The organism is Nitrospirota bacterium (genome assembly GCA_026387665.1).
Taxonomy (GTDB): Bacteria; Nitrospirota; Nitrospiria; order Nitrospirales; family Nitrospiraceae; genus Palsa-1315.
In genome coordinates, this window is sequence record JAPLLG010000008.1 from 61355 (window position 1) to 86167 (window position 24813).

At 58.2% G+C, this 24813-nt stretch carries 21 protein-coding genes and 1 pseudogene; 12 read left to right on the top strand and 10 right to left on the bottom strand.

All coding sequences use genetic code 11. The annotated features are described in order from the left end of the window. Positions 1-56: 56 nt before the first annotated feature. A complete protein-coding gene (gene bioF, locus NT179_07710; protein ID MCX5721898.1) occupies positions 57-1217 on the bottom strand; it encodes an 8-amino-7-oxononanoate synthase in 1161 nt (386 codons plus the stop codon). A 126-nt stretch (positions 1218-1343) separates the two neighbouring features. On the opposite strand from bioF, the gene NT179_07715 reads away from it, so the two are divergent. Continuing rightward, entirely contained in the window at positions 1344-2132 is a 789-nt protein-coding gene (locus NT179_07715) for a tetratricopeptide repeat protein (GenBank protein MCX5721899.1), read from the top strand. 104 nt (positions 2133-2236) lie between these two features. Here the strand turns inward: NT179_07715 and NT179_07720 are convergent, their stop codons facing one another. Then, the gene (locus NT179_07720) at positions 2237-3646 is read right to left on the bottom strand and encodes a transglycosylase SLT domain-containing protein (GenBank protein ID MCX5721900.1); all 1410 of its coding nucleotides are present in this window, start codon (positions 3644-3646) and stop codon (positions 2237-2239) included. Between the two features lie 251 nt (positions 3647-3897). Here NT179_07720 and NT179_07725 point away from each other — a divergent pair, with 251 nt between their 5' ends. From NT179_07725 to NT179_07775, 11 genes and pseudogenes are all read left to right on the top strand, one after another. Further along, a complete protein-coding gene (locus NT179_07725; protein ID MCX5721901.1) occupies positions 3898-5037 on the top strand; it encodes an alanine--glyoxylate aminotransferase family protein in 1140 nt (379 codons plus the stop codon). A gap of 49 nt (positions 5038-5086) precedes the next feature. Next, a complete protein-coding gene (gene serA, locus NT179_07730; GenBank protein MCX5721902.1) occupies positions 5087-6670 on the top strand; it encodes a phosphoglycerate dehydrogenase in 1584 nt (527 codons plus the stop codon). 27 nt (positions 6671-6697) lie between these two features. Continuing rightward, positions 6698-8101, top strand: coding sequence for an ATP phosphoribosyltransferase regulatory subunit (gene hisZ / locus NT179_07735; protein MCX5721903.1), 1404 nt, complete (start codon positions 6698-6700; stop codon positions 8099-8101). Between the two features lie 5 nt (positions 8102-8106). Further along, the gene (gene dnaB / locus NT179_07740) at positions 8107-9453 is read left to right on the top strand and encodes a replicative DNA helicase (GenBank protein MCX5721904.1); all 1347 of its coding nucleotides are present in this window, start codon (positions 8107-8109) and stop codon (positions 9451-9453) included. A gap of 94 nt (positions 9454-9547) precedes the next feature. Continuing rightward, positions 9548-11377 carry a tetratricopeptide repeat protein gene (locus tag NT179_07745; protein ID MCX5721905.1) on the top strand — a complete coding sequence of 610 codons (1830 nt, stop codon included), beginning with the start codon at positions 9548-9550 and terminating at the stop codon, positions 11375-11377. Positions 11378-11734: 357 nt separating this feature from the next. Beyond that, positions 11735-11869 (top strand): annotated as a pseudogene (locus tag NT179_07750) (prepilin-type N-terminal cleavage/methylation domain-containing protein). A 586-nt stretch (positions 11870-12455) separates the two neighbouring features. Beyond that, positions 12456-13388, top strand: coding sequence for a hypothetical protein (locus NT179_07755; protein MCX5721906.1), 933 nt, complete (start codon positions 12456-12458; stop codon positions 13386-13388). 16 nt (positions 13389-13404) lie between these two features. Continuing rightward, positions 13405-14370 (top strand): ABC transporter ATP-binding protein, encoded by a 966-nt coding sequence (locus NT179_07760; protein ID MCX5721907.1) that lies wholly within the window; start codon positions 13405-13407, stop codon positions 14368-14370. Then, entirely contained in the window at positions 14367-15128 is a 762-nt protein-coding gene (locus tag NT179_07765) for an ABC transporter permease subunit (GenBank protein ID MCX5721908.1), read from the top strand. Before NT179_07760 ends, NT179_07765 begins: the two co-directional genes overlap by 4 nt. A 123-nt stretch (positions 15129-15251) precedes the next feature. Next, the gene (locus NT179_07770) at positions 15252-16370 is read left to right on the top strand and encodes a DegT/DnrJ/EryC1/StrS family aminotransferase (protein ID MCX5721909.1); all 1119 of its coding nucleotides are present in this window, start codon (positions 15252-15254) and stop codon (positions 16368-16370) included. Positions 16371-16506: 136 nt separating this feature from the next. Continuing rightward, a complete protein-coding gene (locus tag NT179_07775) occupies positions 16507-17496 on the top strand; it encodes a serine protease (GenBank protein ID MCX5721910.1) in 990 nt (329 codons plus the stop codon). 121 nt (positions 17497-17617) lie between these two features. Here the strand turns inward: NT179_07775 and ilvD are convergent, their stop codons facing one another. The 8 genes from ilvD to NT179_07815 all read right to left on the bottom strand — a co-directional run bounded on the left by ilvD (position 17618) and on the right by NT179_07815 (position 24715). Beyond that, a complete protein-coding gene (gene ilvD / locus NT179_07780; GenBank protein MCX5721911.1) occupies positions 17618-19291 on the bottom strand; it encodes a dihydroxy-acid dehydratase in 1674 nt (557 codons plus the stop codon). A gap of 178 nt (positions 19292-19469) precedes the next feature. Then, positions 19470-19808 (bottom strand): PepSY domain-containing protein, encoded by a 339-nt coding sequence (locus NT179_07785; GenBank protein ID MCX5721912.1) that lies wholly within the window; start codon positions 19806-19808, stop codon positions 19470-19472. Positions 19809-19970: 162 nt separating this feature from the next. Further along, entirely contained in the window at positions 19971-20543 is a 573-nt protein-coding gene (locus NT179_07790; protein MCX5721913.1) for a Spy/CpxP family protein refolding chaperone, read from the bottom strand. 51 nt (positions 20544-20594) lie between these two features. Further along, positions 20595-21230, bottom strand: coding sequence for an NAAT family transporter (locus tag NT179_07795; GenBank protein MCX5721914.1), 636 nt, complete (start codon positions 21228-21230; stop codon positions 20595-20597). Next, the gene (locus NT179_07800) at positions 21227-22258 is read right to left on the bottom strand and encodes a J domain-containing protein (GenBank protein ID MCX5721915.1); all 1032 of its coding nucleotides are present in this window, start codon (positions 22256-22258) and stop codon (positions 21227-21229) included. The genes NT179_07795 and NT179_07800 overlap by 4 nt, the downstream gene beginning before the upstream one ends. A gap of 116 nt (positions 22259-22374) precedes the next feature. Then, entirely contained in the window at positions 22375-23313 is a 939-nt protein-coding gene (locus NT179_07805) for a phosphoadenosine phosphosulfate reductase family protein (GenBank protein MCX5721916.1), read from the bottom strand. Next, positions 23310-23528 (bottom strand): MoaD/ThiS family protein, encoded by a 219-nt coding sequence (locus NT179_07810; protein ID MCX5721917.1) that lies wholly within the window; start codon positions 23526-23528, stop codon positions 23310-23312. The genes NT179_07805 and NT179_07810 overlap by 4 nt, the downstream gene beginning before the upstream one ends. Positions 23529-23710: 182 nt before the next feature. Continuing rightward, entirely contained in the window at positions 23711-24715 is a 1005-nt protein-coding gene (locus NT179_07815) for a DUF4931 domain-containing protein (protein ID MCX5721918.1), read from the bottom strand. Positions 24716-24813: the final 98 nt, after the last annotated feature.

Consider the following 24813-nt stretch of genomic DNA (forward strand, 5'->3'; position numbering starts at 1 on the left):
CCGGAAGCGGCGACGCGGATTTGTCGAGGGGTTAGGCCCTGTAGAGAAGGCCCCCGTCAGATCAATTTCGAGGCCTGTCCCGCCCGTTGAAACGAGGCCAGGGCCTGGTCGATGTGGCTAGGGCTGTGCTCGGAGGTCACCGTGACACGAATGCGGCTGGTCGCGTCCGGGACGGTGGGAGGGCGGATCGCCGGGGCATAGATGCCTTCCGCAAACAGATGTTCGGCAAAGGAGAGCGCTCGGTCGGCATTGCCGACGAGGATCGGGATAATCGGGCTGACGCTGGGGGGGAGGTTGAATCCCAACTCTGTCAGCCCCGTGAAGAGCCGGTCCCGGTTGGCCCAGAGGCGCGCTCGCCGTTCCGGTTCCCGCTGGACGATTCGGAGGGCTGCTGTGGCTGCGGCAGCCGAACCAGGCGGCGGCGCGGTGGTAAAGATGAAGGACCGGCTCGTATTCATCAGATACTGGATCACCGTCGAGGAGCCGGCGAGGTAGGCGCCGCTGCTACCGAAGGCCTTGCCCAAGGTTCCCATCTGAAAGGGGATGCTGGTCTCAAGACCGAAGTGTTCCGCCGTACCTCGCCCATGCTCTCCCATCACGCCTGTGCCATGAGCATCATCGACGTAGAGGTCTGCTCCATAGGTCTGGGCTAACCGGCTGAGTTCCGGCAAGGGGGCGAGGTCTCCGTCCATACTGAAGAGGCCGTCGGTCACGATTAGCGTGCGCCGTGCCTGGCGTCGTGCGGCCAGCAGGGACTGTAGCTGTTCGGTATCGTTGTGGCGATAGACTCGAAAGTCCGCTGCGCTCAGACGGCAGCCGTCGAGCAAGCTGGCATGGCAGAGGCGATCGGCCAGGATCAATCCGTTTCGTCCGATCAGTGCAGGGATGGCGCCGATGTTGGCCAGGTAGCCGGAGCTAAAGGTCAGGGCTGCTTCGGTCCCTTTGAATTGGGCCAGCGCATCTTCCAGTTCCTGGTGCGGGGGCAAGGAGCCTGAGACCAACCGTGCGGCGCCCGCGCCCGCGCCAAACCGTTGTGTCGCTTCGACGGAAGCCTGAATGACCTCCGGGTGCATGGCCAGCCCTAAGTAGTCGTTGGAGGCGAAGAGGAGGATCTGACGTCCTGCCATCTCCACCACCGGGCCGACGCCTGACTGGAGCGGCGTGAGCCGTCTGGTGAGATGTTTCGCGGCGAATTCGTCCAGCTGCTGTTTAAACATGGGGTCTATGTGCTTTCCGGGAATCGAAGGGAATCCGCCGCCTCATTGACAAGCTTGTCACATCCTTAGTATAAGGCCGAACACCATTTAGGGAAACGGGCTCCGCCCTCTTCGAAGAATCTATCCATGAGCTACCATATCAAGGTCCCGGCAAAAACTCTTCCGGTCGATGAAGCCCACATGTTGAGCTCGCTCGACCATGCGCTGCACCGGCTACAGAATTATCGACGCCCCCTGCTGGTCGGTCTGGGCGTATTGCTGCTTGCGGCTGCCGTGGTGGGAGGGGTCTTCTATGTGGACCGCCAGTCCGCGCAGAAAGCGCAAGAACTCGAACGTGAGGCGATGCGCTTCTTGACCGATCCTGCAGTGAACGATCCTCAAAAGATGGATCAAGCGCTGAAGGAAGCGATTGCGCGGTACCGGCAAGTGGTCGATCAATATCCTCGAACCCCCACAGCGCCACTCGCGTTGTATCATTTGGGAAATACGTTGGTCCAGGCCAATGACCTGGGTGCGGCGATCGAGGCCTATCAACGCTATCTGGCATTCTACGGTTCGAATCCTTCCATGGCCGGGCTGGTGCAGCAACGTCTCGCCTATGCCTACTTGCTCAAGGGTGAGCGGGATCAGGCGGTCAAGGCGCTCACGGCCATTCTGGAGACGCCCGGCACATTGAACCGGGATCAGGCCCTGTTTGAATTGGCTCGGCTGGAAGAGTCTCAGTCTCGGCCTGAAGGGGCGCTCGCCCATTACCAGGAACTGATCAAGACCTATCCGAGTTCGCCATTTACCAGTGAAGCGACCATCCGGACCAAGGTTATGGACGTGAAGAAAGCGCAAGAAACGACGTCTGTCACAGCGCCAGTTGCCCCGGTTTCCCCCTCCTCCCCCTCAGCAGGCAAGAAGAAACCCTAGCAGGTTAAAGACCGCCGCTCGTGAAGCGTGACGAGGATCTCGCAAGCAGCGATAATCCCGTCTGCGAACGACGAGATACGAGATGCCAACGACGAAGTTTTGCGTTAGCGGCTAATGACGAGGAAATCGCCCGGTCGGATGTTCGGACTGGAGAGATTGTTCTTGGTCTTGAGCGTCTTGACGGGAATGCGAAACCGCTTTGATACTTTTCCCAGCGTGTCTCCCACGCGCACTTTATACCAATGTGACGAGGCGGCTGCTGCAACCTGCGTCTTCTCCGGAAGTTGTGGGAACTTATAGGCCGGAATGCGGTCCTGCAGCTGCTCGACTTTCGCTTTCATGCCCACCGGCACCTTGAGATGATAGGTCTCGTTGCCCGGGGGGGTGGCGTCTCGCCGTAGCTCAGGATTGAGGAGCCGGAGTTCTTCATAGGGAATGCCGGTGGCATTGGCGATCGCGCGGAAATGGACGGTTCGGCTGATGATCGCCTCATCGAATTGATGCGGCTCGGCCGCTTCCTGAGAGAACCCGTATCGATCGGGGTTCCGCGCAATGATCGTGGCGGCCATGAACCGCGGCACATATTCCTTCGTCTCCCGCCGGATCAATCGTGTCTGGGAAATCTCGGAAAAACTTTCAGCTTGGGCCGTATGGAGGGCGCGCATCACTTTGCCTTCGCCGGCATTGTAGGCGGCCATCGCGAGGGGCCAGGCGCCGAAGAGGTCGTAGAGGTCCCGGAGGTAGCGGGCGGCCGCGACCGTCGACTTGATGGGGTCACGGCGTTCATCCACGTAGTTATCGACGCGGAGGCCGTAGGCCTTGGCCGTGCCCTTCATGAACTGCCAGGGCCCCGTGGCCTTGGCCCGTGAGAAGGCGTAGGGATTGAAGCCGCTTTCTACTAGCGAGAGGTAGACCAGATCGCTGGGGAGATGAAACTCCGTGAAGATTTTGTCGACAATCGGCCGGTAGCGGCTGAGCCGGAAGAGCCATTGTTCAAAGCGATCGTGGATGCCTGTATTGAAGTAGCGGATGTGAGCCTGGACGGAGGGATCCATGACGATTGGCATATCGTAGGCGGTGTATTCCGCGGTCGCGCTCCGAGGCGAGTCCTGGGTCAGGCCCAGTTCAGCCGGAGGGTTCAAGGCGTCCGAGAATCGCGCGGTCGCAGGGGAGTTTCCCGCTTGGTTCAGCTGTAAGAGGTCTTCGGTCCGGGGGACGCTGCTGGTGGTTGTGGTATGAGAGTTGGTTGTCTCCTGGGCCGGTCCTTCTGTGTCGAGCGGGACCAGATTATCATCCGGGTCGTCTTCCGCCACTGCGTTTTCGTCCAGAAGAGGCAAGGAGCCAACCGTGGCTGGTTCGGACGGGGCTGCAGCCTGCGCCACCATAATAGGGGTGGTGAAGCTGACGCACAGTCCAAGGAGGAGCGCCATCGGGAGGATGGCCTGTCCCGGTTTGAACGGTATGGTCGAAGCGCGGAGGCTATCGGTATCGTATGGGCGGTTTATGATATTCATGTGAGACTAGACTATCGATCGACCTCGTGGTTGTCAAGAAATTGCAGGGGATTGGCATTCGTCCCGTGGCCTGGCGCTCGGTCCCGTGCGCAGAATCCTGCACGTTGGCGGCGCCGGCCTCAATAGGCTGCAACTGTCTGCAAACATGCGGGTCTACAGGGTTCCTCGCCTTGACAGCTTTTGGGGGGCAATGGTATCGTCCCCTCTTCCTGCGTAGGATTTTTCACGTTTCATCCGAGGAGGATCCGTCGATGCTGAAGCGGTATTTGCTGGCCCCCGGTCCGACGCCTGTGCCACCAGAAGTCTTGCTGGCCATGGCGCGGCCCATGTTCCATCACCGTGCTCCTGAGTTCGACAAGGTGTTTGCGGAAGTCCGTGATGGACTCAAGTGGTTGTTCCAAACGAAAAATAACGTGCTTATGCTGGCGGCATCCGGAACCGGAGGCATGGAAGGCTCGGTCTCGAACTTTCTTTCTCCTGGCGACCATGCCCTGACCATTAACGGGGGCAAGTTCGGCGAGCGCTGGACCAAGCTCTGTAAGACGTTCGGCGCCGAAGTAACCGAGATTAAGGTGGAATGGGGCCATGCCGTCGATCCACAATTGGTGGCCGATGCCCTCAAGAAGGATCCCTCCATCAAAGCGGTGTATGTGCAGGCGAGCGAGACTTCCACCGGCGTGTCGCACGACATTAAGGCGTTGGCCGCGATCGTGAAGCCCTATAGCGACACCATTCTTGTGGTGGATGCCATTACCGCCCTTGGCGTGTTCGACATCAAGACCGATGAGTGGGGGCTCGATGTCGTGATTACCGGGTCGCAAAAGGCCTTGATGCTGCCGCCTGGTCTGGCCTTTGTCAGCGTCAGCGATAAGGCTTGGAAGCTGGCGGACAAAGCGAAGAACACGGCGTTTTATTTCAATTTCAAAAAAGAGCACGAGAATCAGCAGAAGAATCAAACGGCCTATACGCCGGCCGTTTCCCTCATCGTCGGCTTGCAGGAAGTGCTGAAGATGATGAAGGCGGAGGGGCTCGAGGGGTTGTTCGGCCGCCAAGCCATGCTGGCGAAGGCCATGCGCGAAGGGTTGCAGGGTGCCGGGTTGGCGCTGTTTCCGAAGGAATCGCCCAGCGATGCTTTGACCGCGGTTCTCGCGCCGGAAGGCGTGGACGGGCAGGCTATCTACAAGAATTTGCGTGTGCAGTACGGCATTACGGCGGCCGGTGGGCAAGACCACTTGAAGGGGAAGATTTTCCGGCTCTCCCACATGGGGTACATGGACCGTTTCGATATCATCATCGCTGTGGCCGCGGTTGAAATGGTGCTCAAGGGGTTGGGGCATCCCGTGAAGCTTGGGAGCGGTGTGGCAAAGGCGCAAGAAATTCTCTTGGCGTAGGGATTCAGACATTCAGCGAATTCATGACGGCAAATTGGACGGGACTGTAATGAAAATTCTGATCAGCGATAGCCTTTCCAGTCAGGGTGTAGAGCTTCTTGAAAAAGCGGGATTTACCGTGGTGGTCAAATCCAAGCTCTCGAAGGAAGATTTGTTCAAGGAGATCAAGGATGCTGATGGCTTGATCGTCCGGTCCGGGACCAAGGTGACGGCAGAGTTGATCGACGCAGCTCCGCAATTGAAGATCGTCGGCCGGGCCGGGTCTGGATTGGACAATGTCGATACGCCAGCCGCCACCCGCCGTGGTATCGTGGTCATGAATACGCCGGGCGGCAATACCGTCACCACTGCCGAACATACCATGTCGATGATTTGCGCCATGAGCCGGCGCATTCCCCAAGCCACCGCCTCCATCAAGGCCGGCAAGTGGGAAAAAGACAAATTCATGGGGGTCGAACTCTACAATAAGGTGCTGGGCATCGTCGGCGTAGGGCAAATCGGCAGCCATCTGACGAAAATGGCGCAGGGGATCGGTATGAGCGTAGTCGCCTACGATCCCTATTTGGCCGAAGAGCGCGCGCAGAAGATGGGCGTCACCATGCTGCCGCTGGATGAACTCTTCAAGCGGGCCGACATTATCTCTGTGCACACGCCGTTGACCCCTGAGACCAAGGGCCTCATCAATGCGAAAGCGATTTCGACGATGAAGCCTGGCGTGATGATCGTGAATTGTGCCAGAGGCGGCATCATTCATGAGGGTGATTTGGTTGAGGCGTTGAAGACGAAGCGAGTGGCGGCCGCGGCCTTCGACGTATTCGAAGAGGAGCCTGTCAAGGCGGACAATCCGTTGCTGGCCCTGGATAACTTCATCTGCACCCCGCACATCGGAGCCCAGACGGCTGAAGCGCAAGAGAATGTGGCGGTCGGGATTGCGGAACAAGTCGTCGACTATTTCACCAAGGGCATTGCCCGCGGGGCGGTCAACATCCCCTCGGTTTCTCCGGAATTGCTCCCGCGGCTCCAGCCGTTCCTGTCCTTAGCCGAGCAGCTCGGAAAGTTGCAGACTCAGTTGTGTGAAGGCGGGATCGAACGAGTCACGGTTGAATACAGCGGAGAAGTGGCCAGTCTGTCGATTGCGCCGCTCACGATTGCCGTGCTGAAGGGCTTGCTGAGCCCGATCATGCAAGCGCCGGTGAATTACGTGAATGCGCCGATCGTTGCGAAGGAACGCGGGATCGAAGTGCGGGAAGTGAAGAGCTCGGATGCGGGCGATTTCACCAGCTTGATTCGCGTGCGAGTCGAGGCGGGGAAGAAGTCGTACCAGGTGGCTGGCACGCTCTATCATAAGAAAGATCCGCGCGTCGTTGAAATCGATCAGTTCAACGTCGAGGTGGTCCCAGAGGGGCACATGCTCCTGATCCTCAATGTCGATCGCCCCGGGGTGATCGGGATGGTGGGAAAGGTGCTCGGCGACAGCAAGATCAACATCGTCCGGATGCAATGCGCGATTGAGAAGCGGGGCGGGAACGCGTTGCTCATTATCGGCTCAGACACGGTGTTCCCGGATGCGGTGTTGAACGCCATCAAATCCAGCAAAGATATTCTCTCGGTCAAAGTCGCGGCCCTGTCCTAACTCCGCGCGCCATCCATCGGATCAGCTATGGCCTCCGTTCCTTCGAAGCCCCGCCCCTCTTCGGGACAGGTCGCGTCGTCCCGCGAGCGCTCGCTCGTGCCCGTGGGCATGGCGACGATTCTTCCCCATGCGGCCAAGCAGGTCCGTCGCCTTGAAGAACAGTTGCTCTCGCAGATCAACCGGTGGGGCTACGACGAGATCATCCTGCCCACGTTCGAGTACCTCGATGTCCTGGCTCCTGGGCTGGAGCCGGAATTGATCGATCATTGCTATCAATTCGTCGACCGTACGACGGGGCGCACACTGCTTCTCCGTCCAGACGCCACGGCGCAGATCGCCAGAACGGTCGCGATGGGGCTCACGGGCGCGGCGTTGCCGTTGCGTCTCTCGTACCGGACCTCTGTGTTCCGCTATGAAACGGAACATGCGGGGCGGGGCCGTGAAATTTTTCAGGTCGGAGCAGAACTGATCGGCTTGGACGATGTTGCGAGCGACAGCGAAGTCATCGATCTGATGTTCGAGTGTCTCCACACGATCGGTTTGCAATCGTTTAAAGTTTCGCTCGGCCATGTGGGCTTCATTAAGGGGCTTCTATTACGGTCCGGGCTGTCGGCACAGGGGCAGAAGTTGGCGGAGCAGGCGGCGGCGAGAAAAGATCTTCCACGACTTGAAGAGGTCCTGGCGAGCGAGCGGATCTCCAAGAGGTCCGCTCGCGCCATTCGTGAAGCGCCGGAGCTCTATGGCCAAGAAGAAGTGCTGGCACGGGGACGGGTCCTCGCGGCCGGCGATCCTGATTTGCTGGCTCCGCTTGACCGGCTGGCCCAGGTCTATCAGCTGCTCTGTGCGGCAGGTCACAAGGACTCGTTGTTGCTGGACCTCGGAGAGTTTCGAGGATTCGATTATTACGATGGGATTGTCTTCGACGTATTTGCCGAAGGGATGGGGGCGGAGCTAGGAGGAGGCGGACGGTACGATCACTTGATCGGTCGATTCGGCAGGCCGTTGCCCTCAACCGGTTTTGGCCTGGATGTCGATCGGCTCTTCCGCACGGTGGCCTTCCCCGAGGAGGGCTCGATCGCCGCGCGCGTGGACTATCTGGTGGTTGCGCCACGCAGGGCCGCTCGCCGGTTGGCATCGGTCGCAGCGCAGTTGCGCCGGGCAGGAGCCAGAGTGGTGCAGCAGACCATGAAGGGGAGTGACGCCACGCTGGTATCCGTCGCAGCGACAGCTGGATTAGCCCAGCAGGCAACCTCTGTGGTCGTAGTGGCTGCGCCAGGAGTGGAGCCTGATGATGTGTTGGTGCTGGATCTCGCGGCTCAGAGGTCAGGCCTCAGGCCCGGCAAGACGAGTCATCTCTCGAAGAAGATGGGGCTGGCTGACCTGGTGGCGGCGGCTTGCCGATTCAGACGGAAGACAAAGGAACGGTCGTGAAATCCATGTCAGCCATCGATCTCTCCCAGCCAAAACTGCCCCCTCAGAATGTGGAAGCCGAGCAATCGGTCCTCGGGGCCATCCTGCTGGACAATAGCGCCATGGCCAAGGCCATGGAATTGCTGGTCGAAGAGAATTTCTACCGCACGTCGCACAAGAAGATCTATGCGGCGATGCTGGAATTGTCTGAGATCGGCGAGGTGATCGATCAGATTACGCTAACGGAACGGTTGAAGGCGGAAGGGGAAATCGAGGCAGTCGGGGGCGCGTCCTATTTAGCCGAGCTCGTGCAGAGCGTGGCCAGCTCCGCCAATGTTCGTTACCATTGTAAGATTGTGCGCGACAAGGCGCTGTTGCGAGAGCTGATCAGTACCTCGACGGAAGTCCTGACGCGCGGCTATGAGGGTAGCTCGTCAATCGACGACCTGCTGGATTTCGCGGAGCGGTCGGTGTTCGGCATCGTCCAGGGGAAGCTGGATCGCTCGTTCACCCCTATTAAGTCCATCATCAAGGAAAGTCTTGATCTCGTCGACAAATTGTCGAAGCGAAAAGAACATGTCACGGGTGTGCCCACAGGATTTTACGATCTCGACGACATTACGGCGGGGCTTCAACCCTCCGACCTCGTGGTGATCGCGGGACGGCCTAGCATGGGCAAGACGAGCTTGGCGCTGGGGATGGCCGCCCATGCCGCCATCCACGCCGGGACCGTGGTCGGAATTTTCAGTTTGGAAATGTCCAAGCCGCAGATCGTGCTGCGTATGTTGAGTTCAGAAGCGAAGGTCGATTCGCATGGCCTCAGGACCGGCAAGTTGCAAAAAGAAGATTGGTGGCGTCTGGCGGAGGCGGCAGGCAGGCTGGAACAGGCGCCGATCTATATCGACGATACCGGCGGCATCACCGTGCAGCAGATGCGGGGTAAGGCTCGCCGATTGAAAGCGGAGAAGGGGCTTGGGCTCTTGATCGTCGATTATCTTCAGCTGATGCAGGGACGGAGCGATTCGGAATCCCGCCAGCAGGAAATCTCGGATATTTCCCGTTCGTTGAAGGCCTTGGCCAAGGAGCTCAATGTGCCGGTCGTCGCGCTGTCGCAGCTCAGCCGCGCGGTGGAAGCCAGAAAACCGCCGGTTCCGATGCTGGCCGACCTTCGCGAGAGCGGCGCGATTGAGCAGGATGCCGACGTCGTCATGTTCATTTACCGTGAGGAGGTCTATGACCAGAACTCTGAACGGAAGGGCATTGCCGATATCCTGATCAGTAAACATCGGAACGGCCCGATCGGGCGAAAAGAACTCTTCTTCCACGACCGCTTCGCGAAGTTCGAAAGCCTCGATAATCGCGAAGTCGTTTGACCCTGCCGACCCCTGCTCGTATAATCTTTTTGATCACCGCAGTTTCATTCACCTATCCAGCAAGAGGATCGTGCCGACTCTCACGATGCCCTTTATGTCGAGCCGAACGGCGAACAGCCGAGGTCTCACGCCGCTGAGGCGGGTGCTCTGCGCGCTCATTCCCTTGGCCCTGGGGGCTTGCGTTGCGCCGACCCATGCGCCGGACGGGAAGCTTGCCCCTGCTGGTGTGGCGAAGGTCGCGCCGTCGGCTCACCGTCCCGATGCGTCAGCCTCCTACCATTTCATGCTCGGCTACCAGGCTGAGCTTGTCCAGGACACAGATCGTGCGATTCAGGAATATCAGGCCGCGCTGAAGACGGACCCGACGTCCCATTCGGTGAACGCCAGGCTGGCCAGCCTCTATTTTTCACTGGGCGATGCGGCTCAGGCCATTCGTTACGCGAACGAAGCGACGGAGGGATCCGTTCAGGACGGCCCGTTGCTCACGCAGATGGCAGGCATTTTGGCCAGTGTGGGGCAGGGGGAACGTGCGGTGAAACTGTTGGATCGCGCCATCGAACTGAACCCGACATCCGGCGACCCCTATTTTACCAAGGGCCTGTTGCTTCTGAATCTGAAACAGCAGTCTGAGGCGGAGCAGGCCATTCGAGCCGGTCTGGCTGTGGCTCCCGAATCGTCCGTCGGCCATTACCACTTGGGGCGTATGCTTCTGGATGCGGGGAAGGGGGCGGAGGCAGCGGTCAGTTTGGAACGGGCGATCGTTGCCAATGCGGCGTTTGAACCGGCCTACCTTTCGCTCGCTTCGATCTATGAATCGCTACAAGATTATGGGCGCGCGATCGCTGTGCTGCGGAAATATCTCCAGACCGTGAATCCGCGAAACCGGGATATCCGGCATCAGTTGGTTCGGCTCCATGTGGCGGCGAAGGATTACCCGAATGCCAGGAAAGAGTTAGGGGAATTGCTGGCGGAGGATCCGTCGGACCTCGATGCCCAGCTCAGGCTGGCGCTTCTGTATGGGGAAGAGAAGGACTATCCCAAGGCCATTGATCAACTGATCCAGATTCTCAAGGTTCGCCCGACAGAGCTCAAAATTAGAGACTATCTTGGGTTTCTCTACGAGGAAGCCAAGGACACGAAGAAAGCTCTCGAGACCTACACGTTTAACGTGCAACTGGAGCCCTCTTATTTCGAAGGGCATCTGCATCTTGGTGTGTTGTTTTACCGGTTGAAGCAATTTCCCGAGGCCATTACCCATTTGACCAAGGCCGTCACGATCAATCCGAAACAGCCGGAAGCCTACATCGTACTGGGCTTGACCTATTTGCAGAAGGACCAGTTCGATGATGCGGCCAGGGTCCTGGAGGAAGGCATCGGCCAGAATCCCAAAAGCGCCGACCTGCACTTTAATCTTGGCACGGTCTACGACAAGCTCAATCGGTTCGATGACGTGGTGCGCGTCATGGAGGCTGCGATTAAGCTCGATCCCCATCATGCCGATGCGCTCAACTATTTGGGGTACAGCTATGCAGAGCGAGGGGTCAAGATCGAGCAAGCGCTCTCCCTGACTAAACAGGCCGTCGCGCTTAAACCGGCCAATGGGTACTATGTCGATAGTCTCGCCTGGGCCTTGTTTAAATCAGGCTTGCTGCCAGAGGCCTTGACCGAGATGAAGCGTGCGTTGGCCCTCGTCGGCGAGGACGCGGTGCTCTATGAGCATCTAGGTGATATCTACGCCAAGCAACGAAACCTCTCAGAATCCCGCGAGGCCTGGCTCCGTGCACTGGAGCTCGACCCCTCCAATCACAAGTTGATGGACCGATTCCGTGACTTGGGGCTGGGCGACCCAGCGAAGGAAGAGCGTATCCAGCAGGCCAAGCAGCGTGTATCCGAGAAAGTACAAAGCCCTTCCCCTAATCCCTAGTTCGCCTTGTCGTTCCTGTTTTCTCCCTTTTCTTCTCTATCTTTCCTTTATAGCCGGCAGCCAGGATCGTCAAAAAACTCTGGAATGGGCCAAGTCCAGGCTAGTTTTGTGACAAATATTGGCATATTCAGGCAAAAACAGGATTGAAATTGTCCAGCCAGGATTGGCCCTGTTGCGAGGCGCAAGTCGTAACGCATTGATATGTAACGGTGCTGTTGGTTTTTCTGACTTGGAATAACGCTTGGCACCGAATCTGCTAAAGGCCTAGGTAGCAGAAATCGGACGTCGTTCCGATTGAGCAACGAAAGCAAGGGTGTGAAAGGGGCGTTAGTGAACTATCACCAAGGAGGCAGTACGATGGTTAAGACATTCCGCAAACAAGAGGGTTTCACCCTCATCGAGTTGATGATCGTCGTGGCGATCATCGGGATCTTGGCGGCTATCGCCATTCCGAACTTCTTGCAGTATCAGCTGAAGTCTCGGCAGTCTGAGGCCAAGACGAATCTGATGGCGATCAAAACGTCAGAGGTGTCCTGGAACGGTGAGCGTGGTTGCTTCCTGACGGTAGGCAGATGGCCGGTGGCGGCTCTTCCTGTAGCTGGGACGAAGAATACATTCGCGCCCTGGTTCCCGGGTGCCGCCGCAATTGTTCCCACCCCTGCGAACGCCGCTACCGGATGGTGCGTTGGTGCTGCTGGTGCGGGAGTCACGACAGGAAACTTTGCGGCTTTGGGTTTTCAGCCAACCGGTAACGTTATGTACAATTATGCAACTGGTACCTATGCCGCTACACAGACATCCTGTCTTGGTCCAGTGTTAGCACCTGCCGCTAATATTGCTCATGAGGTAGGAACTCTGGATGCTGGCCCGACCGCCGTTGGCTTTAGAGCGACGGCTTCGAGCAACTTGGATGGAGACGCTACGATCTCCGTCTGGGCAGTGGCCGATGGTACGGGTGCGCAAGACTGCACGACAGGTGACTTCTAGTAAATAGGCGAATCCTGTTCGTGGCGAATCGTCCCGCCGACTGGCAACAGTCGGCGGGACCTTGTGTTTTGAAAGAGGCTCTGTTACCGATATGAATGTGGTGCCTCTCTTCCAGCCATCAACCATCTATCATATGAATGTGCGAGCGAAACTCGTCCCCTTGGCGGTGGTTGCCGCATTCCTGGGTCTTGTGGCCCTTCTTACGTGGTTTCAGCAGAGCCTGGATCGACGGCTCGATCAGCACACCATGAGGATCGAAGAATTGGCGCAACTGCCGCGCGGCGAATATCTCAAGCCTGCGTTGTTAGGCTATCATCACGTAGGGGCCGATGTGCTTTGGCTCAGGCTCGTGCAAGTGATCGGGGAAAAACGAAATAGCAAAGATGAGTATGAGTGGATGTACCATGCGTTGGACGTCATCACGACGCTCGATCCTCAATATGCCTATGCCTATTATGCAGGCGGGGTGATTCTCGGTGATCTCGCTAACCGCACAGATTTAAGCAATCGGTTGCTTGAAAAGGGCGCCACCGCAAATCCAGCCGTCTGGAACATTCCTTTTCTGCTTGGGTACAACCATTATTTTCTACTTGGCGATCCAGCCAAGGGGGCAGAATACATTATGCAGGCGGCCAGTTTGCCTGGCCGTCCTGACTATCTTTCCGGACTGGCTACTCGCATGGCTGCGGAGGCAGGGCAGCCTGAGACGGCTCTGGTGTTTTTGGAAGCCAGATTGCGAGAGACACAAGACCAGGAGATGCGAGAATTCTTGGCGAAGCGGATGAAAGAAGTTATCATCGAACGGGATATTCTCATGTTGGAGAAAGCTATCGCCGTCTACCGGGCGCAACATCGGGCCCTTCCTGCGACACTGACGGATCTCGTCGCGGCAGGAGCCCTCCCGATGCTGCCCTTGGAACCGTTTGGAGGGAACTATCTGTTGGATCGCAAGACCGGTTTAGTCTCTAGTTCGACTCATCCGGAACGTCTCCGCACGTTTTTCAAACGGAAGCAGCCTGCATAGTGTAGGAAAGTGAGCCATGACGCCTAGCTCCGATCTCGTGGTACAGACAGACCGACTCTCCAAGGTTTTCCGTGTGGGGTTCTGGGGGAAACGTGTGACCGCAGTGGACGGCCTGAGCCTCGAAGTCCGTCGTGGGGAAGTGTTCGGGTTTCTCGGCCCGAACGGCGCTGGGAAAACCACCACTCTCAAGATGTTGATGGGGCTCATCTACCCGACGAGCGGGAGCGCGAAACTGTTCGGCAGGGATCTGGGCGATCCGCAGAGCAAGGCCCGGCTGGGATTTCTTCCCGAGTCCCCCTATTTTTATGACTACCTCACGAGCCGGGAGTTTCTCCGGTTCTACGGCCATTTGTTCGGTCTGTGGGGGGCGGATTTGGACAAGCGGATCGACGAACTCTTGGAACTGGTCGGCATGATCTCTGCGAAGGATCTCCAGCTCAGGAAGTTTTCGAAAGGTATGTTGCAGCGGGTGGGGATCGCCCAAGCTTTGATCAACGATCCTGAGTTGGTGGTGCTGGATGAGCCCATGTCAGGGCTGGACCCTATCGGACGAAAAGAAGTGCGCGATCTGATTCTGCGGCTCAAAGAGTCCGGGAAGACGGTCTTGTTTAGCTCCCACATCCTGCACGATGCCGAAGTTTTGTGCGATCGGGTGGCGATGATCCTGAAGGGGCGCCTGGTGGCTTGTGGTTCGGTGACCGATTTGCTGGATCAGGGGGCGAGTCACCAAGTGGAATTGGTCGTGGACCGTCTGACACAGGAAGGATTGGGCCACTTACGCCCGCTGACTGACAAGGTGGTGCAGCAGGGGGATCGGATGTTGGTGGTGCTGAAGAATCAACAACACGTTAGCGGGGCGCTGGAGATTATCCGCAGCGCGAAGGCCAATTTGGTGTCGCTCAATCCTCAAAAGGGATCGCTGGAGGACCTCTTCATCCGGGAGGTTGAGGGCCATCGGAGTCCGTCGGAGCAGCGCCCATGAAAATCCTATCGATCGTGCTCAATACTTTCCGAGAAAACCTGCGAGACAAGCTGCTCTATAATCTGCTGGTTTTTGCCCTGCTCATGATCGGCAGCTCCGTGCTCCTCTCGCGGTTGACCTTGGGAGAGTTTCACCGCCTCATTCTGGATCTCGGGCTGGGGAGCATTAATTTCTTCGGAGTCTTGATCGCCATCTTTGTCGGGATCGGGCTGGTGAGCAAGGAGATCGAGAAGAAGACCATCTATACGATCGTCTCCAAGCCGGTGGCGCGCTACCAATTTCTGCTCGGCAAGTATCTGGGCCTCACGATCACCCTCTTCGTTAATACGGTGGTCATGGCGCTGGGACTGTTGTTGGTGCTCTATGCCCAGGATGTGCCCGTCGAGGGGGTGCTCTTCAAGGCGCTGGCGCTGATTTTTGTCGAGTTCATGGTCATCACCGCGGTGGCCCTGCTGTTCTCCACCTTTACCAGTGCCACCCTGAGCGCCATCTTCACGCTGGCGCTGTATGTAATCGGGCATCTTACGGCCGACCTGAAAACGGCTGGGGCGAAGATGGATGATCTCAGCCGGGGGCTATTGAACGGGATCTATTATTTCCTGCCCAACCTCGAACGGTTCAACTTGAAGGGCCATGTCGTGCATCACCTGGAAGTTAGCGGGTCGGATTTGCTGTTGATTGTCGCCTACGGCGCAACCTACACGGCGTTTCTCCTCTTTCTTGCCAGCCTGATTTTTCATCGGCGCGACTTCCGCTAAGCTTGTCGGACCGCTGCTCGGATTCTCTACTTGCATTCTCTCCAGGGGCAAGGTATTGAAGGGAGTGGCGCGACAGCTTGTCGGGCCTTCGATCATGAAGATTTCTACGGGAGAGTCGTTTCGATGAATGTGCCATTACTCGATTTGAAAGCTCAGTTCCTGCCCATCCGCGCGGAGATCATGGCGGAGGTGCAAACTGTCTGTGACGAGCAGGGCTTTATCCTGGGACCACGCGTCGTGGCCTTCGAGGAGTCCGTCGCCAAATACATCGGGTCGCGCTATGCGATCGGTTGCGCCTCCGGGAGCGACGCGCTATTGCTCTCCCTCATGGCCATGGGTGTAAAGGCCGGCGATGAGGTCGTTACAGTCCCGTTTACATTTTTCGCTACAGCCGGCGCGATTTCACGGTTGGGCGCAAAGCCGGTGTTCCTGGACATTCAGTCCGACACGTTCAACATCGATCCCCAGCTGATCGAGCGAGCGATCACGCCACGCACGAAAGCCATCATGCCCGTGCACCTCTTCGGGCAATGTGCGGACATGGCGGCGATCAACGAGATTGCCAGGCGGAAAAATGTCTATGTCATCGAGGATGCCTGTCAGGCCATCGGAGCCGGCCAGCAGGGGAAACGAGCCGGGGTCCTCGGGGACACAGGCTGCTTTAGCTTCTTCCCTACCAAGAATTTGGGCGGTTTTGGCGATGGGGGGCTCATCACGACCAACGACAAAGCCCTTGCCGATTCGATGGCGATGCTCCGTGTTCACGGGAGCCAGGTCCGCTATCTTCATGAAGCGGTGGGGATCAATAGCCGGTTGGATGCGCTCCAGGCTGCGGTGCTCACTATCAAGTTGAAGTATCTCGACCAGTGGACCGAGGGGCGACGCAAGAACGCCGAGCGGTATCGGCAGTTGTTTGCCAAGACGAAACATGCGGATTGCATCACCCTGCCGCATACCACGCCGGGCAATTTCCACGTCTACAACCAGTTCACGGTCCGGGCGCCGAAGCGCGACGAGTTGCGTGCCTTTCTCAAAGAGAAGGGGGTTGGCACGGAAGTCTACTATCCGCTCCCGATGCATCTCCAACACTGCTATCGCGAGTTAGGCCATCAGAAGGGGGCCTTTCCTCTATCGGAGCAGGCAGCTGAAGAGGTGATGTCTATCCCGATCTATGCCGAACTGACGGAAGTGCAGCAGGTCTATGTGGTAGAGATGATCGCGGAGTTCTACAAGCGCGGTTAGCTCTGCTCCGTTACACCTCTATTTCTGGCGAGTCTCTCGCCCCCGTCAACCCTATCCATTCCTGCATCCCGGCATATCATGAACATACATTCGAAGTAGACGAACACTAGCATCCTGCTAGAAGAAGGAGTCCATAATGAGGTCGCTGACGTGGGGAATCCTGTTCTCGCTTTCCCTGATGTGGAGCGCTGTTGCCATCGGCAAGGACCTTTCGCCTCGCGAGATTTACGAGCAGGTGGCTCCCGGCGTCGTGATGGTGATGGGCTATGCGGATGGCGGAGGGAAGGGAAGCGGTGGAACCGGTTCGATCATTCAGTCTGACGGACTGGTCCTCACGAACGCCCATGTGGTGATCGAAGAACAGACCGGGAAACCCTATGCCAGGCTGTCTGTCTTTCTCAAACCGGCCAGGGTGACGGGAGAGTCGAAGAGCGATCTTTCCCGTATGGTTCGCGCCAAGGTCCTGGCCTATTCGCAACCGTTGGACCTGGCTCTGCTGAAGCTGGATGGCGTGACTGAGGTCCTGCCTGTCGTCGATCTGAGTGAGTCCGGGCTGGCGAGGATCGGGGATCACGTCGTCGCCATCGGCCATCCTGAACAGGGTGGCTTATGGACCCTCACCACCGGCGTGATCAGCGCCGAGGTAGACAATTTCAACGGAGTCCGCGGTAAGCACGTTTTTCAAACGGAGACAGGGCTCAATCGTGGCAATTCCGGTGGCCCATTGCTCGATGGCGAGGGCCATATGGTCGGGGTCAATACGGCAATTGCTCGCGTGGCTCCTGATGGCCTTCCGATCACGAGTATCAGTTTTTCGCTTAAGTCGAGCGTTGCCAGAAAGTGGTTGAAGGAACAAGGCGTGACCCTGCGAGGGACGCAATTGCCAGCCGGACAAACACAGCCTGTGACCGACCAGCCGCAGGCCCAGCCAGCGCAGCCTCAACCCAAGCCAGTCTCGCCTCCTCAAGCTGAACTGCCGGTTAAGCCAACGGTCAAGCCGCCGGTGATTCAACCGGCCCCGGTTCGTCCCTATAATCTGGATGAGCTGATCAGCGATCGAGCGAAGGCGGAAGCGGATCTCGACAGCATGATGTCTGAGATGCGTGGACGGATGAAGGGGAGATAGAAGGGAAACAGGTTGTTTGTTCGACAGTCTGCGCGCCCGGCACTAAAGGCCGGGCGCGCAAGTTGTGAGTTGCTGAGTCTGGAGTGTTCGCCGAATATTCCCGCCGCGTGCCTGCTCACTCCTACGTCGTAATCGCTCCTTCCGAGGCAGAGGAGACATGCCTGGCATATTTGCCCATTACGCCGGAGGTGTAGCGGGGCTTCGGCTGTTTGACCTTCTTGAGCCTGGCGTTGATCTCTTTCTGCGAGAGCTCGACGGTCAATGTTCGCTTGGCGATATCGAAGACGATCATGTCGCCGTTTTTCACGGCGCCGATCGGACCTCCCTTGATGGCTTCCGGTGCAACATGGCCTGCCATCAGTCCATGGGTCGCGCCGGAGAAGCGGCCGTCTGTGAGGAGCGCGACTGAGTCGCCCAGACCGGCCCCGACGATGGCAGCCGTGACGCCCAGCATTTCCCTCATGCCTGGTCCTCCGGATGGACCTTCGTACCGAATCACCACTACATCGCCCGCTTTGATTTTACGGGACTGGACTGCGGCAAAGGCATCCTCTTCCCGGTTGTAGACCTTCGCCGGGCCGCGGAACGTCATGATCGAGTGGCCTGCCACCTTTACGACGCAGCCTTCGGGAGCCAGGTTTCCCTTCAAGATGACGAGCCCGCCGGTTTTCTTGATCGGGTTCGACAGGGGCCGGAGCACTTGCTGCCCTGGAGTTTCCTTGGCTTCCTTGGCCTCTTCGCCGATCGTCCTGCCTGTCACGGTTGGTTGATTGGCATGCAGGATGCCCGCATCGAGTAGCCGCTTGGCGACCAAGGTGGTGCCTCCAGCCGCATAGAGATCTGACGCGGTAAATCTGCCGCCTGGCTTGAGGTCGGCGAGCAACGGCACCTTCCGGTTGATCTTGTCGAAATCGTCGATGCTTAGCTTGATCTTGGCTTCGCGCGCGATGGCGAGCAGATGCAGCACCGCATTTGTCGAGCCCCCGGTGGTGGCCACTGCGGCGATGGCGTTCTCCAGAGACTTTCGCGTGATGATCTGCTTGGGGCGCAGGTCGCGTTTCAGCAGATCCATGACCATCACGCCGCATTCGAAGGCCACGTCGTCTTTCTTCTGATCCATGGCCGGCACGCCGTTCCGTCCCATCATCGAGATGCCGAGGAATTCGAAGGCGATGGCCATGGTGTTGGCCGTGAACTGACCGCCGCAGGCGCCTGGGCCGGGGCAGGCATGGTCTTCGAGATCCTTGAGGTCGGCATCGTTCATGGTGCCGGCCGCATGTTTCCCGACCGCTTCGAAGACGTCTTGAATGGTCACGTCGTGGCCTTGAAAGCGGCCCGGCATGATCGACCCTCCGTAGAGCATCACCGAGGGTAGGTTCAATCGCGCGAGGGCCATCACGGTGCCTGGAATAGTCTTGTCGCAGCCTGAGAGGGCTACTACGCCGTCGAACAGGTGCCCGCGAGCCACGAGCTCGATGGAATCGGCAATCACTTCCCGGCTGATCAGCGAGGCCTTCATCCCTTCGGTGCCCATCGAAATGCCGTCTGAGACCGCGATGGTATTGTATTCGATGGGGGTGCCGCCTGCGGCTCTGATGCCGGCTTTCACCCGTTCCGACAAGCGGCGCAGGTGAAAGTTGCAGGGCATGACTTCGATCCAGGTATTGGCGACGCCGATGATCGGACGAGACAGATCCTCGTCCGTGAATCCAACGGCTTTCAACATCGCGCGGGCCGGCGCCCGATCGGGACCGGCCAGCAACTCGCGGCTTATCAGTTTCAACTCTTTCGACATAACGTCCCCTTACTGGCTGCTGAAAATGTTCCCCAGCTTCGTTCTCAGTCGCTCGAACCCCTCAACGTACCCTCTCGGGTATGCCTCGGGGCTCTCTCTCCTTGCGGCCTTGCTGGACGACCTGGTGATCAGCCTGGGGAGGTATCGACGTATGCGTGAGTCGATCTGACGCTAAGAACTACTTTCCCTTTTTGCCTTCTTTTTTCTTCTCGTCCTTCTTCGCTTCCGTGTCGATTACAGAGCCGGTGGCTGCGTCGATGTGGACTTCCGTAACGTTTCCGTCCGCGCCGAGAACCTCGACTTCCCAGACGGTCTTGCCATGTTTCTTTTCGAGTTCCGCTTCGACGACCGTTCCAGGCACTTTCTCGGACGCGGTCTTGATCGCCTGATCGATGGTGACTTTGGCGTCTTTGGCGAGGTCCGTGATCTTGCTTTCCTTATCATCGGCCCAGGCGCTGGAACCCAGTGCGATGAGTAATCCGACGGCTCCTGCTGTGATGATTCCCACTGCTTTCATGGTACACCTCCTAGCTGGATGGTTGGCCCGGTTGTCTATTTGGCGGCTGTTGAAAAAGTCCGCCAGTCGAAAACGCTGAACGGTGAGCGATGAACTATGGGCAAAGAAATGATTGTCACTTCATCGTTCCGCATTCATCGTTCATCGTTGAGCTGCTCGTCCTTACTTATGCGGGTTGCTCTTCATGGCGCCGCCATGGGGGCTGCTGTGCCCCTTGTCGGCATCCTTGTGCTGCTGCATCATCTTCTCATGCTCGGCCTTTTCCTTGGCGCGCTGTTCCGGAGTCAAGAGGGCCAGGACTTCACGGCGGGCCTTGACTGAGGCCAGGCGCAAGCCGACTTGCAGGTCCCCGCTTTGCTTTAACTTGGCTTCGATCGCTCCCAGGTCTGATTTCTCATCGTCATTCAAGGCCTTGAACTCGCGCTCTGCGACCTGGATATCGGCTTCGCTCTTGATGCGGAGCTTGTCCATGTTGAGTTGTGCGTCCTTGAGTTTCGTTACTTGCTCCGCCGTCAGCCCGATTTCCTTTTCGTGCTTGAGGAGATGGCGGATCAGGTGGCCGGTGCTGTTATGCATCATGCCGGCGCCATGTCCGCCCATCGAACCATGCCCGCTCTCTCCGTGTCCTTCCTTGCCGTAGCCAGGCTCATTGGCCCAGGCTCCGGCAATTCCAACGCTCAGCGCAAATACGGCTGCGACGCCCAGCGTCACGATGGTGCTTGTTCCCTGCTTCATGAAGACCTCCCTAGGTTGAACCGAGATGAAAACGCGTATAATTCACAATGTCTATGGCCCCAGCAATCCATGCTCGCCCTTCAGCCCATTGAACAGGAATTGCACGGCGAGCGCGGCCAGTAAGAGCCCCATCAAGCGGGTGATGATTTTTTCCGCAATCGGGCTGATCCATTTGGCCCCGGTGGCCCCGAGCGCCAAGGTGATATAGCTTGCCAGACCGACCAACGCAACGCAAGCCAGCAACATGCCTCGTTGTGCCCAGGAGATGGCCTGGGCTTCCAAGAGAATCACCGTGGAAATAGCTGCGGGGCCTGCCAGCATCGGGATGGCCAGGGGCGTGATGGCGATGTCATCCTTGGTGGTCCCCTCGGCCGTTTCCGCCGCAGTTTCATGGACCGGAGACCGTTGCGCCCGCAACATGTCCAGGGCGACCAATAAGAGCACGAGCGCTCCGGCGACCTGGATGGCAGGAAGCGTGATGCCTAAGAGGGTAAAGAGCCATTGGCCGATGAGGGTAAAGACCGTCAAGATTCCGGCTGCGACCAGGCAGGCGGTGCGAGCCATCCGCAGCCGTTGGCCGATCGAATCGCGAGTCGTCATGGCCAGGAAGGCCGGCACCGTGGCGATCGGGTCGACGACGACAAAGAGGGAGCTGAACGCCAGGACTGCGTATTCAGTGAGTGTCATGGCTGTGATCGGCGTTTAGCCTGGGCCAGTAGCTCGGCGCGCGGGTCCGGATGCTCGATAGCCCGGAGTTGGTCGTAGAGTTTGCGTTCTTCATCGGTCAGGGAGGGCGGCATCACGATTTGGATCGTCAGAAAGAGATCGCCATGGCCGCCCGCTGCAGCTGGGAGGCCCTTGCCCTTCAACCGAAGCTTGCCCTCAGCCTTGCTCCCAGGCGGAACTTTCACGCGAACCGGTTCCATCAGGGTGGGAGCCATTACATCGGCACCCAGGGCCGCTTCCCATGGGAAGACGGGGAGGGAGACGTGAATGTCGCTGCCCTGCCGGCGAAAGACTTTGTCTTGGATGATTGTCACGCGCAGGTAGAGGTCGCCTGGTTTGCCGCCGTTGGCGCCGGCTTGTCCCTTGCCGGCCACTCGCACCCTCGTGCCATCCTGAACCCCGGCGGGGATTCGGACTTCGATCGTGTTGGGCTGCAATGTCGCCCCGTGCCCCTGGCAGGTTGGGCAGGTTCGTCCTCGTAGGGCTCCGCTCCCGTGGCAGGTGGAGCAGGGCACCGGCTCTTGCAAGGTCAGGCGCTTCGTCACGCCGGTGAAGACCTCGGCCAGGGTCAGTTGCACTTCCGTTTCAAGGTCCTCGCCCTGGATGGCAAACCCGCGACCATTACCGGCTCGCCCCCGTCCCTTGAACAGATTTTCAAAGATGTCGGAAAAGCCTTCTCCTCCGGATGAAAACTCTGGGCCGCTCTCCCCGCGGGCAGCGGCTTGTCGGCGCGCTTGCTCGTAGGCCTCAGCTTGCTCCCAGTTGGCTCCATGTTGATCGTATTTTTTGCGTTTGGCCGGATCGCTGAGGACTTCGTGCGCTTCGTTCAATTCCTTGAACTTCTTTTCCATTTCCGACTTCTTGGACCCGCTATGGAGATCGGGATGGACCTGGCGGGCGAGGCGGCGATAGGCTTTTTTGATGTCGTCCGCCGAGGCAGACTTGGGGAGACCGAGAACCTGGTAGTAGTCGCGTGGTGTCGTAGCCATAAAGCGGAAGATAATGTCGCGAGAGAAAAGATCAATAGTCGTTGGCGCAGCTTACGAGGTCGATCAGGGCTTTTCAAGTACCGATGAGGGGTAGTGGCTGCTACCTGGTGTGTTGGTCAGTGTGGGGCGACGGTCTTGGCCCTCGCCATCATCTTGCAGTAGGAGCAGACCTCGGCGGTAGTGGGTTGATTACAAGAGGTGCAGGGATGGAGGACGGCGCGGTCTTTCTCCGCCATGGTGGTCGCCGTCGGCTGCTTCTTGCTTTGCTTTTCGAGGAACCCCCAATAGAAGGTCTGTTTGGTGCCAGGCGACTCGGTCTCCAGACGATTCAAGACTTCCTTGTACTGGATCATCTTGGAACCCTTGGCCATGGGACATTCCTCGACGATGTAATCGATCCGGTTCAAGACCGCATAGGCTGCGAGTTCCCGTTCCGAGAGCCGATAGAGGGGCTTTACCTTCTTGGCGAAGCCTGCCACCGAGGCCGGCAACGAGGGACCCTGCTTGTCCAGATATTCTTCCTGCCAATGGAGCACGTTACCCAGGAGCCTGGCCGCCTCGTCGTCGAGGTTGTGGCCGGTGGCCATCACGTCGTATTGCTGCTCGATTGCGACGCGATTGAATTGGTAGCGCTTAATAGTGCCGCATGTCGAACAGGTGGGGCGATGGATGAGCTGGGCCAGCTCCTTGATCCCTGCGCCGGCCTCCTGCTCGACCGTATGAACGTGCAGCGTGGCGCCATGAGCGGCGGCGACCGTTTCGGTGAACTTCGTGACCTTGGCATGCGACTGTTCGGAATAGGCCCCGATACCGAGATTTACATAGAGTGCGTCGGCCTTGTAGCCGAGCTTGAGCAGAATGTCCCAGAGCGCCAGGCTGTCTTTCCCGCCTGACACAGCCACGAGAATCTTCGCCTCTTTTCCGAACATCCACTCCGATTTGATGGCCCGCGCCACCTGATCGTGGACGAAACCGTTGAAACAACCTTTGCAGAAGGCCGCATTGTGGCGGGTGAGGCCGATGACCGCCTTGGTTTTACATTTGGTGCAATTCATTGGGGGCTCGTGAAGCGTGGTGAGCCGCCGGAGATGACTGGTCTGACTTCAATCTGATCGCCTTCGTAGAGCATCTCGTCTTCTGTGACGAGATCGTCGCCCTTGATGACCAGATGGGCTTCGACGACGAGATTCAATTCGCGCAGGAGATCCTTGACCTTTTTAGGACCTTTGACTTCAACAGTTCTGGATGGGTGGCTCAGTTGAACTTGCATGAGGCATCATAGGCTGCCGTATAGGCAGGGGGCAAGAGGTGAGATTGGCAGGGTGCTGAAAAATGCCGCTAGCTTCGTGATCGAGAGCCGTAAAAGGTCAGAGGTGAAAGGTGAAACGTAGGGATATCGGTGGCTTTGCTCTCGAAACCTTTCACCTTTTACGGTTCACGTCTCACGGCTCCTTAAATCGTTGCGTCCCGCAGAAACTTGGCTGCTTCTTCCGGCGCCACAGGATTGATGTAGAAGCCCGTGCCCCATTCGAAGCCGGCCACTTGGGTCAGTTTCGGAATGATCTCGATATGCCAGTGGTAGAAGTCGCCGGTCTTCTCGTGGAGAGGAGAGCTGTGCAGGATGAAGTTATAGGCCGGGTTGGCGAGGACCTTGTTCATGCGCCGCAGGGCTTCCGAGAGGATGGGGGCCAGGAACTCGAATTGCGTCTTCTGGCTTTCCTCGAAGTAGCCGGCATGGCGCTTGGGGAGAATCCACATTTCAAAGGGAAAGCGCGGCGCGAACGGCGTGACGCAAAGGAATTCCTGGTTTTCCGCCACCACACGGTCTCCATCCGAAAGATCCTGCCGGAGGATGTCGCAGTAGATGCAGCGCTCTTTTTTTTCATAGTGAGCCCGGCAGCCATCGATTTCTTCCAGGACGCTGGTGGGGGTGATCGGCAAGGCGATGAGCTGCGAGTGGCTGTGCTCCAATGAGGCGCCGGCCGATGCTCCATGGTTCTTGAAAATCAGAATGTAGCGGAGCCGCAAGTCCTTCTTCAGATCGATCATGCGGTCGCGGTAGGCCCAGAGCACGTCTTCGACCCCCTTCGTCGGCATGTCGGCCAGACTGTCCTTGTGGCTTGGAGTTTCGATGATGACTTCATGGGCGCCGACCCCGTTCATCCGGTCGTAGAGGCCGAGGCCTTCGCGATCGAGGTTGCCTTCAACTTGGAGCGCCGGGAACTTGTTCGGCACGACGCGTACGGTCCAGTTCGGGCTGTTGGGCTCGGACGGCTGCGGCCGGTAGGCCATGATCTCTTTCGGCGCGAGCCGCTCTTGTCCCAGACAAAAGGGGCAGAGGGACGCGGCCAACGGCCTGGCTGCTGGCACGGGAGTGAAGTCGTGAGGGCGGGCGTTGCGTTCCGTCGAAATAATCACCCACCGGCCGACAATCGGATCACGTCGTAAATCAGGCATCTTTTCCTCCGTTAAACGTGAGACGTAAGACGTGAAACGTGGGATGCCAGGGGCAAGAAGGCCGCCCACTGCTCAGAGGTGCCTCAGTACCAACATTT

Coding starts and splice junctions, on each gene's coding strand:
- bioF (MCX5721898.1), bottom strand. CDS start 1,217: ATGTTTAAACAGCAGCTGGACGAATTCGCCGCGAAACATCTCACCAGA.
- NT179_07715 (MCX5721899.1), top strand. CDS start 1,344: ATGAGCTACCATATCAAGGTCCCGGCAAAAACTCTTCCGGTCGATGAA.
- NT179_07720 (MCX5721900.1), bottom strand. CDS start 3,646: ATGAATATCATAAACCGCCCATACGATACCGATAGCCTCCGCGCTTCG.
- NT179_07725 (MCX5721901.1), top strand. CDS start 3,898: ATGCTGAAGCGGTATTTGCTGGCCCCCGGTCCGACGCCTGTGCCACCA.
- serA (MCX5721902.1), top strand. CDS start 5,087: ATGAAAATTCTGATCAGCGATAGCCTTTCCAGTCAGGGTGTAGAGCTT.
- hisZ (MCX5721903.1), top strand. CDS start 6,698: ATGGCCTCCGTTCCTTCGAAGCCCCGCCCCTCTTCGGGACAGGTCGCG.
- dnaB (MCX5721904.1), top strand. CDS start 8,107: ATGTCAGCCATCGATCTCTCCCAGCCAAAACTGCCCCCTCAGAATGTG.
- NT179_07745 (MCX5721905.1), top strand. CDS start 9,548: ATGTCGAGCCGAACGGCGAACAGCCGAGGTCTCACGCCGCTGAGGCGG.
- NT179_07755 (MCX5721906.1), top strand. CDS start 12,456: ATGAATGTGGTGCCTCTCTTCCAGCCATCAACCATCTATCATATGAAT.
- NT179_07760 (MCX5721907.1), top strand. CDS start 13,405: ATGACGCCTAGCTCCGATCTCGTGGTACAGACAGACCGACTCTCCAAG.
- NT179_07765 (MCX5721908.1), top strand. CDS start 14,367: ATGAAAATCCTATCGATCGTGCTCAATACTTTCCGAGAAAACCTGCGA.
- NT179_07770 (MCX5721909.1), top strand. CDS start 15,252: ATGAATGTGCCATTACTCGATTTGAAAGCTCAGTTCCTGCCCATCCGC.
- NT179_07775 (MCX5721910.1), top strand. CDS start 16,507: ATGAGGTCGCTGACGTGGGGAATCCTGTTCTCGCTTTCCCTGATGTGG.
- ilvD (MCX5721911.1), bottom strand. CDS start 19,291: ATGTCGAAAGAGTTGAAACTGATAAGCCGCGAGTTGCTGGCCGGTCCC.
- NT179_07785 (MCX5721912.1), bottom strand. CDS start 19,808: ATGAAAGCAGTGGGAATCATCACAGCAGGAGCCGTCGGATTACTCATC.
- NT179_07790 (MCX5721913.1), bottom strand. CDS start 20,543: ATGAAGCAGGGAACAAGCACCATCGTGACGCTGGGCGTCGCAGCCGTA.
- NT179_07795 (MCX5721914.1), bottom strand. CDS start 21,230: ATGACACTCACTGAATACGCAGTCCTGGCGTTCAGCTCCCTCTTTGTC.
- NT179_07800 (MCX5721915.1), bottom strand. CDS start 22,258: ATGGCTACGACACCACGCGACTACTACCAGGTTCTCGGTCTCCCCAAG.
- NT179_07805 (MCX5721916.1), bottom strand. CDS start 23,313: ATGAATTGCACCAAATGTAAAACCAAGGCGGTCATCGGCCTCACCCGC.
- NT179_07810 (MCX5721917.1), bottom strand. CDS start 23,528: ATGCAAGTTCAACTGAGCCACCCATCCAGAACTGTTGAAGTCAAAGGT.
- NT179_07815 (MCX5721918.1), bottom strand. CDS start 24,715: ATGCCTGATTTACGACGTGATCCGATTGTCGGCCGGTGGGTGATTATT.